This is a genomic window from Streptomyces sp. Tu6071 (genome assembly GCF_000213055.1).
GTDB classification, from domain to species: Bacteria; Actinomycetota; Actinomycetes; order Streptomycetales; family Streptomycetaceae; genus Streptomyces; species Streptomyces evansiae.
On sequence record NZ_CM001165.1, the window covers coordinates 6,716,601 to 6,730,816 of the forward strand.

Sequence of the window (14,216 nt, forward strand, 5' to 3'; positions counted from 1 at the left end):
TCACGCGCGCTGTCGAGGCGGGACTCAGCCCTCCTCGTGCGCCACCGCCCGGCGCGCGTCCGCGTCCAGCACTCCCCAGCTGATGAGCTGCTCGGTCAGGACCGAGGGGGACTGGTCGTAGATCACGGCGAGGGTGCGCAGGTCGTCCTGGCGGATCGAGAGGACCTTGCCGTTGTAGTCCCCGCGCTGGGACTGGATGGTCGCCGCGTACCGCTGGAGCGGGCCCGCCTTCTCCGCGGGGACGGTGGCCAGACGCTCCAGGTCGAGGACGAGCTTGGGCGGCGGCTCGGCGGCACCGCCGGGCGTGGTGCCCGGCAGCAGCTCCTGGACGGGAACCCCGTAGAAGTCGGCCAGCTCGGCGAGACGCTGGACGGTGACCGCGCGGTCGCCCCGCTCGTACGAACCGACCACGACCGCCTTCCAGCGCCCCTGGGACTTCTCCTCGACACCGTGGAGGGAGAGGCCCTGCTGGGTGCGGATGGCCCGGAGCTTGGCCCCGAGCTGTTTGGCGTATTCGCTGGACATATAGCTCCCCGGACACTGTGACAATGTGCGGCCCAGCCGAGAAGGCTGGTGACTCACGGTGAGGTTACGCAGCGTGATTTGCCTGCGTCAAGCGGAACCGGTGGACCTCCGCCCCCCAGGCTTCCGCCCGGGGGACCCCCACACCCCGTTGCCCGCGTGGTGACAGGCGTCACCGGGCCCGGGGGCAGGGGGGTTCCCGTCCTCATTCTTGCCCCTGGTAGCGTGGGTGGCGCAATTCAGACGTCCTTTAAGAGCCGTCCCGTGAGGCGGAGAAGGAGGTCCCTCGATGGACAGCCACACCCAGGACCACCCCCTCGACGAGGAGCCCGGCGGGCCCCGGCCCGTGCTCGAAGGCCCCGACATCGCCCGGGTGCTCACCCGCATCGCCCACGAGATCGTCGAACGCGCCAAGGGCGCCGACGACGTGGTGCTGCTCGGCATCCCCACCCGCGGGGTGCACCTCGCGGAGCGGCTCGCCGCGAAACTCGCCGCGATCACCGGACGCCCGGTCCCCACCGGCTCGCTCGACATCACGATGTACCGCGACGACCTGCGCCTCAAGCCCGCCCGCGCCCTCGGTCGCACCGAGATCCCCGCCGAAGGGCTCGACGGACGCCTCGTCGTCCTCGTCGACGACGTGCTCTTCTCCGGCCGCACCATCCGCGCCGCGCTCGACGCCCTCGGCGACATCGGCCGCCCCCGCGCCGTCCAGCTCGCCGTCCTCGTCGACCGGGGCCACCGCGAGCTGCCGATCCGCGCCGACTACGTCGGAAAGAACCTCCCCACCTCGCTGCGCGAGACCGTCAAGGTGCAGCTCACCGAGGAGGACGGCCGCGACGCCGTGCTGCTCGGCGGCACCGCCCCGCGCTAGCGCGCACCCGCAGACCCCCGCTCGCCCGAACGGGTGAGCCGGTGTGCCCGCACGCCCGTGAGCGGTCCCGCCGCGCCGAGCGCCGCCCCGCCGCCGTACCCCCACACCTCACCGAGCCGTACTCCAGGAGCCCCGGATGATGCGACACCTCATCTCGGCCGCCGACCTCTCCCGCGACGAAGCCGTCCAGATCCTCGACACCGCCGAGGAAATGGCGCGGGTGGCCGACCGGCCCATCAAGAAACTGCCGACCCTGCGCGGCCGTACCGTGGTCAACCTCTTCTTCGAGGACTCCACGCGCACCCGCACCTCCTTCGAGGTCGCCGAGAAGCGCCTCTCCGCCGACGTCATCAACTTCGCCGCCAAGGGCTCCAGCGTCTCCAAGGGCGAATCGCTCAAGGACACCGCGCAGACCCTGGAGGCGATGGGCGTCGACGCCGTCGTCGTCCGGCACGGCGCCTCGGGCGCCCCGCAGCGCCTCGCCACGACGGGCTGGATCGACGCCGCCGTCATCAACGCGGGCGACGGCACCCACCAGCACCCCACGCAGGCCCTCCTGGACGCCTTCACGCTCCGCCGCAGGCTCCTCGGCCCCGAGCCGATGGGCGCGGACCTCAAGGGCCGCCGCGTCACCCTCGTCGGCGACATCCTGCACAGCCGCGTCGCCCGCTCCAACGTGGACCTGCTCCACACCCTCGGCGCCCACGTCACCCTCGTCGCCCCGCCGACCCTGCTCCCGGTCGGCGTGGAGACGTGGCCCTGCGAGATCTCCTACGACCTCGACGCGGCCCTGGGCGGGGCGGACGCCGTCATGATGCTGCGCGTCCAGCGCGAGCGGATGAACGCCGCGTACTTCCCGACCGAGCGCGAGTACGCGCGGCGCTACGGGCTCGACGGGCAGCGCATGGCGCGGATGCCGGAGCACGCCGTCGTCATGCACCCCGGGCCGATGGTGCGCGGCATGGAGATCACCGCCGAGGTCGCCGACTCGCCGCGCTGCACCGTGATCGAGCAGGTCGCCAACGGCGTCTCCGTCCGCATGGCCGTGCTCTACCTGCTGCTCGGCGGCCAGGAACCCGCCCCCACCCACAGCCGACCCGCCGCCGTCCAGGCCGAGGAGAAGTAAGCACATGACCTCCGTGAACAAGACCCTGATCCGCGGCGCCCGCGTCCTCGGCGGCGAAAGCGCCGACGTCCTCATCGACGGCGACACGATCGCCCGGGTCGGCCCCGGCATCGAGGCGGGCGACGCGACCGTGGTCGAGGCCGCCGGGCGCGTGCTCCTCCCCGGCCTCGTCGACCTCCACACCCACCTGCGCGAGCCGGGCCGCGAGGACTCCGAGACGGTCCTCACCGGCACCCGCGCCGCCGCGAAGGGCGGCTACACCGCCGTCCACGCCATGGCGAACACCTTCCCCGTCGCCGACACCGCCGGGGTCGTCGAGCAGGTGTGGCGGCTCGGCCGCGAGTCCGGCTACTGCGACGTCCAGCCCGTCGGCGCCGTCACCGTCGGCCTGGAGGGCAAGAAGCTCGCCGAACTCGGCGCGATGCACGACTCCGCCGCCGCCGTGAAGGTCTTCTCGGACGACGGCAAGTGCGTGGACGACGCCGTGATCATGCGGCGCGCCCTGGAGTACGTGAAGGCGTTCGGCGGCGTCGTCGCGCAGCACGCGCAGGAGCCGCGCCTCACCGAGGGCGCCCAGATGAACGAGGGCGTCGTCTCCGCCGAACTCGGCCTCGGCGGCTGGCCCGCCGTCGCCGAGGAGTCCGTCATCGCCCGCGACGTCCTCCTCGCCGCCCACGTCGGCTCCCGCCTCCACGTGTGCCACGTCTCCACCGCCGGGTCCGTCGAGATCGTCCGCTGGGCCAAGTCCAAGGGCTGGGACGTCACCGCCGAGGTCACCCCGCACCACCTCCTCCTCACCGACGAGCTGGTCCGCGGCTACGACCCCGTCTACAAGGTCAACCCGCCGCTGCGCACCGAGGCCGACGTCCGGGCCCTGCGCGCCGGGCTCGCTGACGGCACCATCGACTGCGTCGCCACCGACCACGCCCCGCACCCGCAGGAGGACAAGGACTGCGAGTGGGCCGCCGCCGCGATGGGCATGGTCGGCCTGGAGACCGCGCTCTCCGTCGTCCAGCACGCCATGGTCGACACCGGCCTCCTCGACTGGGCCGGCGTCGCCGAGCGGATGTCCTTCCGCCCGGCCCGCATCGGCCGCCTCGAGGGCCACGGCCGCCCGGTCGCCGCCGGTGAGCCCGCGAACCTGACCCTGCTCGACCCCGGCTACCGTGGAACGGTGGACCCCGCCGGGTTCGCCTCCCGCAGCAGGAACACCCCCTACCGGGGCCTGGACCTGCCGGGACGCGTCACCCACACCTTCCTGCGGGGCCGCGCGACCCTCGTCGACGGGACCCTCGCGTGACCTACCTCACCGCCACGGCGGACACCCTGCTCGCGGACGGGCAGAAGTCCGCCGACGTGACCGACTGGGCCGGCCGCGTCGGCTGGATCGTCGGACTGCTGCTCTTCGTCACCCTCGTGTACTGGCTCATGCGCGAGGGCTGGAAGTGGCGCGGCACCCTCCAGTCCGGGCTGCCCGCGCTCCCCGAAGCCCCCGAGGACCCCGCGGAGCCGAGCCTCACGCTCAGCGGCAGGTACCACGGCTCCACGACCGCCGGGCAGTGGCTCGACCGGATCGTCGCGCACGGCCTCGGCACCCGCAGCCGCGCCGAGCTGAGCCTGCGCCCCGCCGGGCTCACCGTCGAGCGCCGGGGCGCCCCCGGCTTCTTCGTCCCCGCCGCCGCCCTGCGCGGCGCCCGCCTCGACAAGGGCATCGCCGGGAAGGTCCTCACCGAGAACGGCCTCCTCGTCGTCACCTGGGCCCACGGGGACACCCTCATCGACTCCGGCTTCCGCTCCGAACGGGCCGCCGAGCACCCCGCGTGGGTCGCCGCCCTCAACGCCGCGAGCGGCACCCACGCGCAGAACCACCCGACCACCACGACGGAAGGCGCCGCACGATGACGACCTCCACTCAGGGGCGCCAGCAGACGCCCGCTGCCGTACTCGTCCTGGAGGACGGCCGCGTCTTTCGCGGTCGCGCCTACGGGGCCGTGGGGGAGACCTTCGGCGAAGCCGTCTTCTCCACCGGCATGACCGGCTACCAGGAAACCCTCACCGACCCCTCGTACCACCGCCAGGTCGTCGTCATGACGGCCCCGCACATCGGCAACACCGGAGTCAACGACGAGGACCCCGAGTCCCGCCGCATCTGGGTCGCCGGCTACGTCGTCCGCGACCCCGCGCGGCGCCCCTCCAGCTGGCGCTCCCGGCGCACCCTGGACGAGGAACTGGACCAGCAGGGCGTCGTCGGGATCGCGGGGATCGACACCCGCGCCCTCACCCGCCACCTGCGCGAGCGCGGCGCGATGCGCGTCGGCATCTTCAGCGGCGAGTCGCTCCCGAGCGACGCCGAGGCCCTGGAGCGGGTCCGGCAGGCCCCCGAGATGAAGGGCGCCGACCTCTCCGCCGAGGTCGCGACCGAGCAGGCGTACGTCGTCCCCGCGGTCGGCACCAAGAAGTTCACCGTCGCCGCGATCGACCTCGGCATCAAGGGCATGACCCCGCACCGCATGGCCGAGCGCGGCATCGAGGTGCACGTCCTGCCCGCCACGGCGACCGCCGAGGACATCTACGCGGTGAGCCCCGACGGCGTCTTCTTCTCCAACGGCCCCGGCGACCCCGGGACCGCCGAGCACCCCGTCGCCCTCATGCGCGAGGTCCTGGAGCGCCGCACGCCGCTCTTCGGCATCTGCTTCGGCAACCAGATCCTCGGGCGCGCGCTCGGCTTCGGCACGTACAAGCTCAAGTACGGCCACCGCGGCATCAACCAGCCCGTCCAGGACCGCGCCACCGGCAAGGTCGAGGTCACCGCGCACAACCACGGCTTCGCCGTCGACGCGCCCCTCGACAAGGTCTCCGAGACCCCCTACGGGCGCGTCGAGGTCTCCCACGTGTGCCTCAACGACAACGTCGTCGAAGGGCTCCAGCTCCTCGACCGGCCCGCTTTCAGTGTCCAGTACCACCCCGAAGCCGCCGCGGGTCCGCACGACGCCGCGTACCTCTTCGACCGCTTCACGTCTTTGATGGAGGGCCAGCGTGCCTAAGCGCACCGATATCCAGTCCGTCCTGGTCATCGGCTCCGGCCCGATCGTCATCGGCCAGGCCGCCGAGTTCGACTACTCCGGCACCCAGGCGTGCCGCGTCCTGCGCGCCGAGGGCCTGCGCGTGATCCTCGTCAACTCCAACCCGGCGACGATCATGACCGACCCGGAGATCGCCGACGCCACGTACGTCGAGCCGATCACCCCCGAGTACGTCGAGAAGATCATCGCCAAGGAGCGCCCCGACGTCCTCCTGCCGACCCTCGGCGGGCAGACCGCGCTCAACACGGCGATCTCCCTGCACGACGCGGGGACGCTGGAGAAGTACGGCGTCGAGCTGATCGGCGCCAACGTCGAGGCGATCAACAAGGGCGAGGACCGCGACCTGTTCAAGGGCGTGGTCGAGGAGGTCCGCAAGAAGATCGGCCACGGCGAGTCCGCCCGCTCGGTCATCTGCCACTCCATGGACGACGTCCTCGCCGGCGTCGACACCCTCGGCGGCTACCCCGTCGTCGTCCGCCCCTCCTTCACGATGGGCGGCGCCGGCTCGGGCTTCGCGCACGACGAGGAGGAACTGCGCCGCATCGCCGGTCAGGGCCTCACCCTCTCGCCGACCACCGAGGTCCTCCTGGAGGAGTCCATCCTCGGCTGGAAGGAGTACGAGCTGGAGCTGATGCGCGACCGCAACGACAACGTCGTGGTCGTCTGCTCCATCGAGAACTTCGACCCCATGGGCGTGCACACCGGGGACTCGATCACCGTCGCCCCGGCCATGACCCTCACCGACCGCGAGTACCAGCGCCTGCGCGACATCGGCATCGCGATCATCCGCGAGGTCGGCGTCGACACCGGCGGCTGCAACATCCAGTTCGCGGTGAACCCCGAGGACGGCCGGATCATCGTCATCGAGATGAACCCGCGCGTCTCCCGCTCCTCCGCCCTCGCCTCCAAGGCCACCGGCTTCCCGATCGCCAAGATCGCCGCGAAGCTCGCCGTCGGCTACACGCTCGACGAGATCCCCAACGACATCACCGAGCAGACCCCGGCCTCCTTCGAGCCCACGCTCGACTACGTCGTCGTCAAGGCCCCCCGCTTCGCCTTCGAGAAGTTCCCCTCCGCCGACTCCACCCTCACCACGACCATGAAGTCGGTCGGCGAGGCCATGGCGATCGGCCGCAACTTCACCGAGGCGTTCCAGAAGGCGCTGCGCTCCCTGGAGAAGAAGGGCAGCCAGTTCGACTTCGCCGGGCCCACCGGCGACAAGGACGAACTGCTCCGCGTCGCCGAGCGCCCCACCGACGGCCGCGTCAACACCGTCATGGCCGCGATCCGCGCCGGGGCCACCCCCGAGGAGGTCTTCGACCACACCCGGATCGACCCCTGGTTCGTCGACCAGCTCTTCCTCCTCAAGGAGGTCGCCGACGAACTCGCCGAGGCCCCCGAGCTGACCCGTGAACTCCTCGCCGAGGCCAAGCACCACGGCTTCTCGGACCAGCAGATCGCCGCCGTGCGCGGCCTGCGCGAGGACGTCGTGCGCGAGGTCCGCCACGCCCTCGCGCTGCGGCCCGTGTACAAGACCGTCGACACCTGCGCCGCCGAGTTCGCCGCGAGGACCCCGTACTTCTACTCCTCCTACGACGAGGAGAGCGAGGTCGCGCCGCGTGAGAAGCCCGCCGTGATCATCCTCGGCTCGGGGCCCAACCGCATCGGCCAGGGCATCGAGTTCGACTACTCCTGCGTGCACGCCTCATTCGCGCTCAGCGACGCCGGCTACGAGACCGTCATGGTCAACTGCAACCCCGAGACCGTCTCCACCGACTACGACACCTCCGACCGGCTCTACTTCGAGCCGCTCACCCTGGAGGACGTCCTGGAGATCGTCCACGCCGAGCAGCAGGCCGGGCCCGTCGCCGGTGTCCTCGTCCAGCTCGGCGGGCAGACCCCGCTCGGTCTCGCGCAGGCGCTCAAGGACAACGGCGTGCCCATCGTCGGCACCTCGCCCGAGGCGATCGACGCCGCCGAGGACCGCGGCGCCTTCGGCCGCGTCCTCGCCGAGGCCGGACTGCCCGCGCCCAAGCACGGCACGGCCACGACCTTCGCCGGGGCCAAGGCCATCGCCGACGAGATCGGCTACCCCGTCCTCGTACGGCCCTCGTACGTGCTCGGCGGACGCGGTATGGAGATCGTCTACGACGAGACCCGGCTCGCCTCGTACATCGAGGAGTCCACCGAGATCAGCCCCTCCCGCCCGGTCCTCGTCGACCGCTTCCTCGACGACACGATCGAGATCGACGTCGACGCGCTCTACGACGGCGAGGAGCTGTACCTCGGCGGCGTCATGGAGCACATCGAGGAGGCCGGTATCCACTCCGGCGACTCGGCGTGCGCCCTGCCGCCCATCACGCTCGGCGGCTACGACATCAAGCGGCTGCGCACCTCCACCGAGGCGATCGCCAAGGGCGTCGGCGTGCGCGGGCTCATCAACATCCAGTTCGCGCTCTCCGGCGACATCCTCTACGTCCTGGAGGCCAACCCGCGCGCCTCGCGGACCGTGCCCTTCACCTCGAAGGCCACCGCGGTCCCGCTCGCGAAGGCCGCCGCGCGCATCTCGCTCGGCGCGACCGTCGCCGAGCTGCGCGCCGAAGGGCTCCTCCCCGCCACCGGGGACGGCGGCACGCTGCCGCTCGACGCGCCGATCTCCGTCAAGGAGGCCGTGATGCCCTGGTCGCGCTTCCGCGACCCCTCGGGGCGCGGCGTGGACACCGTCCTCGGCCCGGAGATGCGCTCCACGGGCGAGGTCATGGGCATCGACGCGGTCTTCGGCACCGCGTACGCGAAGTCGCAGGCCGGGGCGTACGGGCCGCTGCCCACCAAGGGCCGCGCGTTCATCTCGGTCGCCAACCGCGACAAGCGCGCGATGATCTTCCCCGCCCGCGAACTCGCGCAGCACGGCTTCGAACTGCTCGCGACCTCCGGCACCGCCGAGGTCCTCCAGCGCCACGGCATCCCCGCGACGGTCGTGCGCAAGCAGTACGAGGGCGAGGGCCCGGCGGGCGAGAAGACGATCGTCCAGCTCATCCACGAGGGCGGCGTCGACCTCATCGTCAACACGCCCTACGGCACCAGCGGGCGCCTCGACGGCTACGAGATCCGCACCGCCGCCGTCGCGCGCGCCGTGCCCTGCCTCACCACGGTCCAGGCGCTCGCCGCCGCCGTCCAGGGCATCGAGGCGCTCGGCAGGGGCGCGACGGGCGTCGCCTCGCTCCAGGAGCACGCGGAGCGCCTGACGGCGGCCCGCGAGGAGTCGTAGGTCCCTGAAGCGGTACGAGGGGGACATCGTTTTTCGGGCGGTGTCCCCCTCTCCATGCCCACCGCCCCGCACCCCGCCCTCCCGACGCCCCGCCACCCCGCCGACCCGGACGGACCCTCCCGTGTACGCACTCCTCTTCCGCCTCCTCTTCCGGCGCATGGACCCCGAACGCGCCCACCACCTCGCCTTCCGCTGGATCCGCCTCGCCGCCCGCGTCCCGGTCCTGCGCACCTTCGCCGCCGCTGTGCTCGACCCGCACCCGCGGAACCTGCGCACCGAGGCCCTCGGCCTGCGCCTGCACAGCCCCTTCGGCCTCGCCGCGGGCTTCGACAAGAACGCCGTCGGCATCGACGGCATGGCGATGCTCGGCTTCGACCACGTCGAGATCGGCACCGTCACCGCCGAGCCGCAGCCCGGCAACCCGAAAAAGCGGCTCTTCCGCCTCGTCGCCGACCGCGCCGTCATCAACCGCATGGGCTTCAACAACGAGGGCTCCGCCGCCGTCGCCGCGCGGCTCGCGGCGCGCCGCCCCGTCCTGCGCACGACGGTCGGCGTCAACATCGGCAAGACGAAGGTCGTCCCCGAGGCGGAGGCCGTCGCCGACTACGTCGCGTCCACGCGCCGCCTCGCCGCCCACGCGGACTACCTCGTCGTCAACGTCTCCTCGCCCAACACCCCGGGCCTGCGCGACCTCCAGGCCACCGAGGCGCTGCGCCCCCTGCTCGGCGCGGTACGCGCCGAGGCCGACCGCGCGGTCCCGGACCGCCGCGTGCCGCTCCTCGTCAAGATCGCCCCCGACCTCGCGGACGAGGACGTCGACGCCGTCGCCGACCTCGCCGTCGAACTCGGCCTCGACGGCATCATCGCGACCAACACCACGATCGCCCGCGAGGGCCTCGGCCTGCGCTCCGCGCCCGCCCTCGTCCAGGAGACCGGCGGCCTGTCGGGCGCGCCGGTCAAGGCCCGCTCCCTCGACGTCCTGCGACGCCTGTACGCGCGCGTCGGCGACCGCCTCGTGCTGGTCGGCGTGGGCGGCGTCGACACCGCCGACGACGCCTGGGAACGCGTCCTCGCCGGGGCGACCCTCGTCCAGGGCTACACCGCGTTCCTCTACCGGGGCCCCTTCTGGGCCCGGGGCATCAAGAAGGGCCTCGCGGCGCGCCTCGCCGCGAGCCCGTACGCCACGCTCGCCGAAGCGGTGGGCGCCGACACCCGGAAGGCCCGCGCATGACCACCCCCGAGCCCTTCGGCACGCGCCTGCGCCACGCCATGGACACCCGCGGCGCCCTGTGCGCGGGCATCGACCCGCACGCGGCCCTCCTGCGCGAGTGGGGCCTGAACGACGACCTCGCGGGCCTGGAGCGCTTCACCCACACCGTCGTCGAGGCCCTCGCCGACCGCGTCGCCGTCCTCAAGCCGCAGTCCGCGTTCTTCGAGCGCTTCGGCTCGCGCGGCCTCGCCGTCCTCGAACGCGCCGTCGCCGACGCGCGCGCCGCCGGGGCGCTCGTCCTGCTCGACGCCAAGCGCGGCGACATCGGCTCGACGATGGCCGCCTACGCCGCGACCTACCTCGACCCGGCCTCGCCGCTCTTCTCGGACGCCGTCACCGTCTCGCCCTACCTCGGCTACGGCTCGCTGCGCCCCGCGCTCGACGCCGCCGCCGCCTCCGGGGCGGGCGTCTTCGTCCTCGCGCTCACCTCCAACCCGGAGGGCGCCGAGGTGCAGGGCGCGCGCGCCGCGGACGGCCGCAGCCTCGCGCAGGTCATGCTCGACCACCTCGCCGCCGAGAACGCCGGGGCGAGCCCGCTCGGCTCGTACGGCGCGGTCGTCGGCGCGACGCTGGGGCACACGGAGGCGGACCTCGCGATCAACGGGCCGCTCCTCGCCCCCGGCATCGGGGCGCAGGGCGCGACCCCCGCCGACCTCCCGGCGCTCTTCGGCGAGCAGGCGCGGAACGTCGTGCCGAGCGTGAGCCGCGGCATCCTGCGCGCGGGGCCCTCTCCGGCCGGTCTGCGCGAGGCGGCGGAACGGCTGACCGACGAGATCCGGACAGCCCTCGCCTGAGGGCGGGGCGCGGGGGCGCGGGGGCGGGGCCGGGGCGCGAGCGGGTCCCGTCCCCGCGCCGCTCCCGGCGCTCCCGGCGCGAGGGCGCGGGGAGCGGGGAAGGAGGGGCGCGGGGCGCGCCATCCACCCTCCGGGCCCTGCGACTTCGGTGCCGGGGGCCCTCATTTCCCGCTTCCGAGGCTCCGCACTTCGGTGTCCGCGCCAGGAAATCTTGGCGTCACACCCCGAAAAGTGGCATGTTTTGCCCTAAATATCCCCGCCAACCTCAGCTGACCTGGACTTTTCCGCTGTTCTCGCTGACTCGGGCCCTCTGTGCCGCTAGTCTCCGTCGAGAGCGGACGAGCGCCGATTCCGGTTCGCCCGCTCACCCGGTGGAGAGACCGCCCGCGGTCGCACCGGTCCGTATCCGACAAGTTCGACATCCGAGGTGACGTAGGCGTGGCTCTTCCGCCCCTTACCCCTGAACAGCGCGCAGCCGCGCTCGAAAAGGCCGCCGCGGCTCGCCGGGAGCGGGCCGAGGTCAAGAACCGGCTCAAGCACTCCGGTGCCTCCCTCCACGAGGTCATCAAGCAGGGCCAGGAGAACGACGTCATCGGCAAGATGAAGGTCTCCGCCCTCCTCGAGTCGCTTCCCGGCGTCGGCAAGGTCCGCGCCAACCAGATCATGGAGCGTCTCGGCATCTCCAAGAGCCGTCGCGTGCGGGGTCTCGGCTCCAACCAGATCGCTTCCCTGGAGCGCGAGTTCGGCAGCACCGCGGCCTGAGCGCGCCGGTGTGCCGGGGGCCCCGGTCCCCGGCACTCCGGCACCTCCGTCCCCGGCAGCCTGCCGGGGCTGGAATAATCGCTTCATGGCTGCTTCAACCCCGGGGACGTCCCCCGCAGTACCCCCGGACGCTCGTCCACGGCTGACCGTGCTCTCAGGGCCCTCCGGGGTCGGCAAGAGCACGGTCGTCGCGCACCTGCGCAAGGAACACCCCGAGATCTGGCTCTCCGTCTCGGCCACGACCCGCAGGCCCCGCCCCGGGGAGCAGCACGGGGTGCAGTACTTCTTCGTCTCGGACGAGGAGTTCGACAAGCTCGTCGCCAACGGTGAGCTGCTCGAATGGGCCGAGTTCGCGGGCAACCGCTACGGCACCCCGCGCGCCGCCGTCACCGAGCGACTGGAGCGCGGCGAACCGGTCCTCCTGGAGATCGACCTCCAGGGCGCCCGCCTCGTGCGCGCCTCCATGCCCGAGGCGCGGCTCGTCTTCCTCGCCCCGCCGAGCTGGGAGGAACTGGTCCGCCGCCTCACCGGGCGCGGCACCGAGGAGCCCGAGGTCATCGAGCGCCGCCTGGCCGCCGCCCGGGTCGAACTCGCGGCGGAATCCGAGTTCGACGTCACCCTTGTCAACACGGCGGTCGAGGACGTCTCCCGCGAGCTGCTAGCCTTGACATCCGTCTCATGATTTCTTTTTCCCCCGTCGGAAGGCAGAGCGTGTCCTCTTCCATCACCACGCCCGAGGGCATCATCAACCCGCCGATCGACGAGCTGCTCGAAGCCACGGACTCGAAGTACAGCCTCGTGATCTACGCGGCCAAGCGTGCTCGCCAGATCAACGCGTACTACTCCCAGCTCGGCGAGGGCCTGCTGGAGTACGTCGGCCCCCTCGTGGACACCCACGTCCACGAGAAGCCGCTCTCGATCGCTCTCCGCGAGATCAACGCGGGCCTGCTCACCTCCGAGGCCACGGAGAACCCGGTCCAGTGAGCCCCCGGCCGTCCGGCGCGACCGGACGGCCTCCACCACGGGCCCGGCAGCACCGCTGCCGGGCCCGTGGTGTGTGATGGGTCAGAGTGATCACGCGGCGCGCACACCACGGGCGCCGCGATCAGGTGGTGCGCTCCTGGACGCGTACCCGACCGAGCCGGGAGTGAGCGGTGACGAAGCCGAGGGTAGTGCTGGGCGTGAGCGGCGGGATCGCCGCGTACAAAGCCTGTGAGCTGCTGCGGCGGCTCACCGAGAGCGGCCACGAGGTACGGGTCGTGCCGACCGAGGCGGCCCTCCACTTCGTCGGCGCCGCCACCTGGGCCGCCCTGTCCGGGCAGCCGGTGAGCACCGAGGTGTGGGAGAGCGTCCACGAGGTCCCGCACGTCCGCCTCGGCCAGGAGGCCGACCTCGTGGTCGTCGCGCCCGCCACGACCGACCTCCTCGCCAAGGCCGCGCACGGCCTCGCCGACGACCTCCTCACCAACACCCTCCTCACCGCCCGCTGCCCCGTCGTCCTCGCCCCGGCGATGCACACCGAGATGTGGGAGCACCCCGCGACGCGGGAGAACGTGGCGACCCTGCGCCGCCGCGGCGTCCACGTCATCGAGCCCGCCTCCGGCCGCCTCACCGGCACCGACACCGGCAAGGGCCGCTTCCCCGACCCGGCCGAGATCTTCGCGTACTGCCGCCAGGTGCTCGCCCGCCCCGACGCGCCCCAGGACCTCGCCGGACGGAACGTCCTCATCAGCGCGGGCGGCACCCGCGAGGCCCTCGACCCGGTCCGCTTCCTCGGCAACCGCTCCTCGGGCAAGCAGGGGTACGCGCTCGCGCGGACCGCCGCCGCGCGGGGCGCCCGCGTCACGCTCGTCGCCGCGAACACCGCGCTCGCCGCCCCGGCCGGCGTCGACGTCGTCCCCGTGTCGAGCACCGCGGAGCTGCGCGAGGCGCTGCTCGCCGCCGCCCCCGAGGCGGACGCCGTCGTGATGGCCGCCGCCGTCGCCGACTTCCGCCCCGCCACGTACGCCACCGGGAAGATCAAGAAGAAGGACGACGCCGAGCCCGAGCCGCTCGCCCTCGTCCGCAACCCCGACATCCTCGCCGAGCTGTCCGCCCACCGCGCCCGCGCGGGCCAGCTCGTCGTCGGCTTCGCCGCCGAGACCGACGACGTCCTCGCGCACGGTCGCGCCAAGCTCGCCCGCAAGGGCTGCGACCTCCTCGTCGTCAACGAGGTCGGCGAGACGAAGACCTTCGGCGCCGAGTCCAGCGAGGCCGTCGTCCTCGGCGCCGACGGCAGCGAGACCCCGGTGCCCTACGGCCCGAAGGAGGGCCTCGCGCACACCGTGTGGGACCTCGTCGCCGCACGACTGGGGTGACCGGGGCCCGCGCCCCGGGGCCTTGTCGTGTATTGCGGTCGTGCGACAGCCGGCCGCCGAATGCGGCGCGGCCTCTGGCGCCCCGCGTGGCCAGCAGCCGACAATGCCCCGACAGACGTGGTGCCGCAGATCACAGCGCTCCCGAAAGGCGAGACACCCC

Annotated in this window: 13 protein-coding genes; 12 read left to right on the plus strand and 1 reads right to left on the minus strand. The window is 72.7% G+C overall.

Translation table 11 applies throughout. The features are described 5' to 3' along the window. Nucleotides 1-24: 24 nt before the first annotated feature. Nucleotides 25-525, minus strand: coding sequence for a transcriptional regulator BldD (gene bldD, locus STTU_RS28535; RefSeq protein ID WP_007829306.1), 501 nt, complete (start codon nucleotides 523-525; stop codon nucleotides 25-27). A gap of 286 nt (nucleotides 526-811) precedes the next feature. On the opposite strand from bldD, the gene pyrR reads away from it, so the two are divergent. The 12 genes from pyrR (at nucleotide 812) to coaBC (ending at nucleotide 14,056) form a co-directional block, all read left to right on the plus strand. Beyond that, nucleotides 812-1,396, plus strand: a complete 585-nt coding sequence (gene pyrR, locus STTU_RS28540; RefSeq protein ID WP_007829320.1) for a bifunctional pyr operon transcriptional regulator/uracil phosphoribosyltransferase PyrR — start codon at nucleotides 812-814, stop codon at nucleotides 1,394-1,396. A 136-nt stretch (nucleotides 1,397-1,532) separates the two neighbouring features. Next, a complete protein-coding gene (locus STTU_RS28545; RefSeq protein WP_037931607.1) occupies nucleotides 1,533-2,522 on the plus strand; it encodes an aspartate carbamoyltransferase catalytic subunit in 990 nt (329 codons plus the stop codon). Between the two features lie 13 nt (nucleotides 2,523-2,535). Further along, nucleotides 2,536-3,822, plus strand: coding sequence for a dihydroorotase (locus STTU_RS28550; protein WP_043257813.1), 1,287 nt, complete (start codon nucleotides 2,536-2,538; stop codon nucleotides 3,820-3,822). Further along, on the plus strand, nucleotides 3,819-4,424 hold the full coding sequence (locus STTU_RS28555; protein ID WP_043256591.1) for a hypothetical protein: 606 nt from the start codon (nucleotides 3,819-3,821) through the stop codon (nucleotides 4,422-4,424). Before STTU_RS28550 ends, STTU_RS28555 begins: the two co-directional genes overlap by 4 nt. Then, on the plus strand, nucleotides 4,421-5,566 hold the full coding sequence (carA, locus tag STTU_RS28560) for a glutamine-hydrolyzing carbamoyl-phosphate synthase small subunit (RefSeq protein ID WP_043256592.1): 1,146 nt from the start codon (nucleotides 4,421-4,423) through the stop codon (nucleotides 5,564-5,566). The genes STTU_RS28555 and carA overlap by 4 nt, the downstream gene beginning before the upstream one ends. Continuing rightward, nucleotides 5,559-8,873: a carbamoyl-phosphate synthase large subunit gene (carB, locus tag STTU_RS28565; RefSeq protein ID WP_043256593.1), complete on the plus strand. Its 3,315-nt coding sequence runs from the start codon at nucleotides 5,559-5,561 to the stop codon at nucleotides 8,871-8,873. The genes carA and carB overlap by 8 nt, the downstream gene beginning before the upstream one ends. A gap of 121 nt (nucleotides 8,874-8,994) precedes the next feature. Continuing rightward, nucleotides 8,995-10,104, plus strand: a complete 1,110-nt coding sequence (locus STTU_RS28570; protein WP_007829332.1) for a quinone-dependent dihydroorotate dehydrogenase — start codon at nucleotides 8,995-8,997, stop codon at nucleotides 10,102-10,104. Then, complete coding sequence (pyrF, locus tag STTU_RS28575) at nucleotides 10,101-10,937, plus strand: orotidine-5'-phosphate decarboxylase (protein WP_043256595.1); 837 nt, start codon at nucleotides 10,101-10,103, stop codon at nucleotides 10,935-10,937. Before STTU_RS28570 ends, pyrF begins: the two co-directional genes overlap by 4 nt. Before the next feature lie 438 nt (nucleotides 10,938-11,375). Beyond that, a complete protein-coding gene (locus STTU_RS28580) occupies nucleotides 11,376-11,699 on the plus strand; it encodes an integration host factor (protein ID WP_007829338.1) in 324 nt (107 codons plus the stop codon). Between the two features lie 85 nt (nucleotides 11,700-11,784). Next, nucleotides 11,785-12,381 (plus strand): guanylate kinase, encoded by a 597-nt coding sequence (gene gmk, locus STTU_RS28585; RefSeq protein ID WP_009063391.1) that lies wholly within the window; start codon nucleotides 11,785-11,787, stop codon nucleotides 12,379-12,381. Between the two features lie 29 nt (nucleotides 12,382-12,410). Continuing rightward, on the plus strand, nucleotides 12,411-12,683 hold the full coding sequence (gene rpoZ, locus STTU_RS28590; protein ID WP_008748975.1) for a DNA-directed RNA polymerase subunit omega: 273 nt from the start codon (nucleotides 12,411-12,413) through the stop codon (nucleotides 12,681-12,683). 170 nt (nucleotides 12,684-12,853) lie between these two features. Beyond that, nucleotides 12,854-14,056: a bifunctional phosphopantothenoylcysteine decarboxylase/phosphopantothenate--cysteine ligase CoaBC gene (coaBC, locus tag STTU_RS28595; protein WP_043256597.1), complete on the plus strand. Its 1,203-nt coding sequence runs from the start codon at nucleotides 12,854-12,856 to the stop codon at nucleotides 14,054-14,056. Nucleotides 14,057-14,216 lie beyond the last annotated feature (160 nt).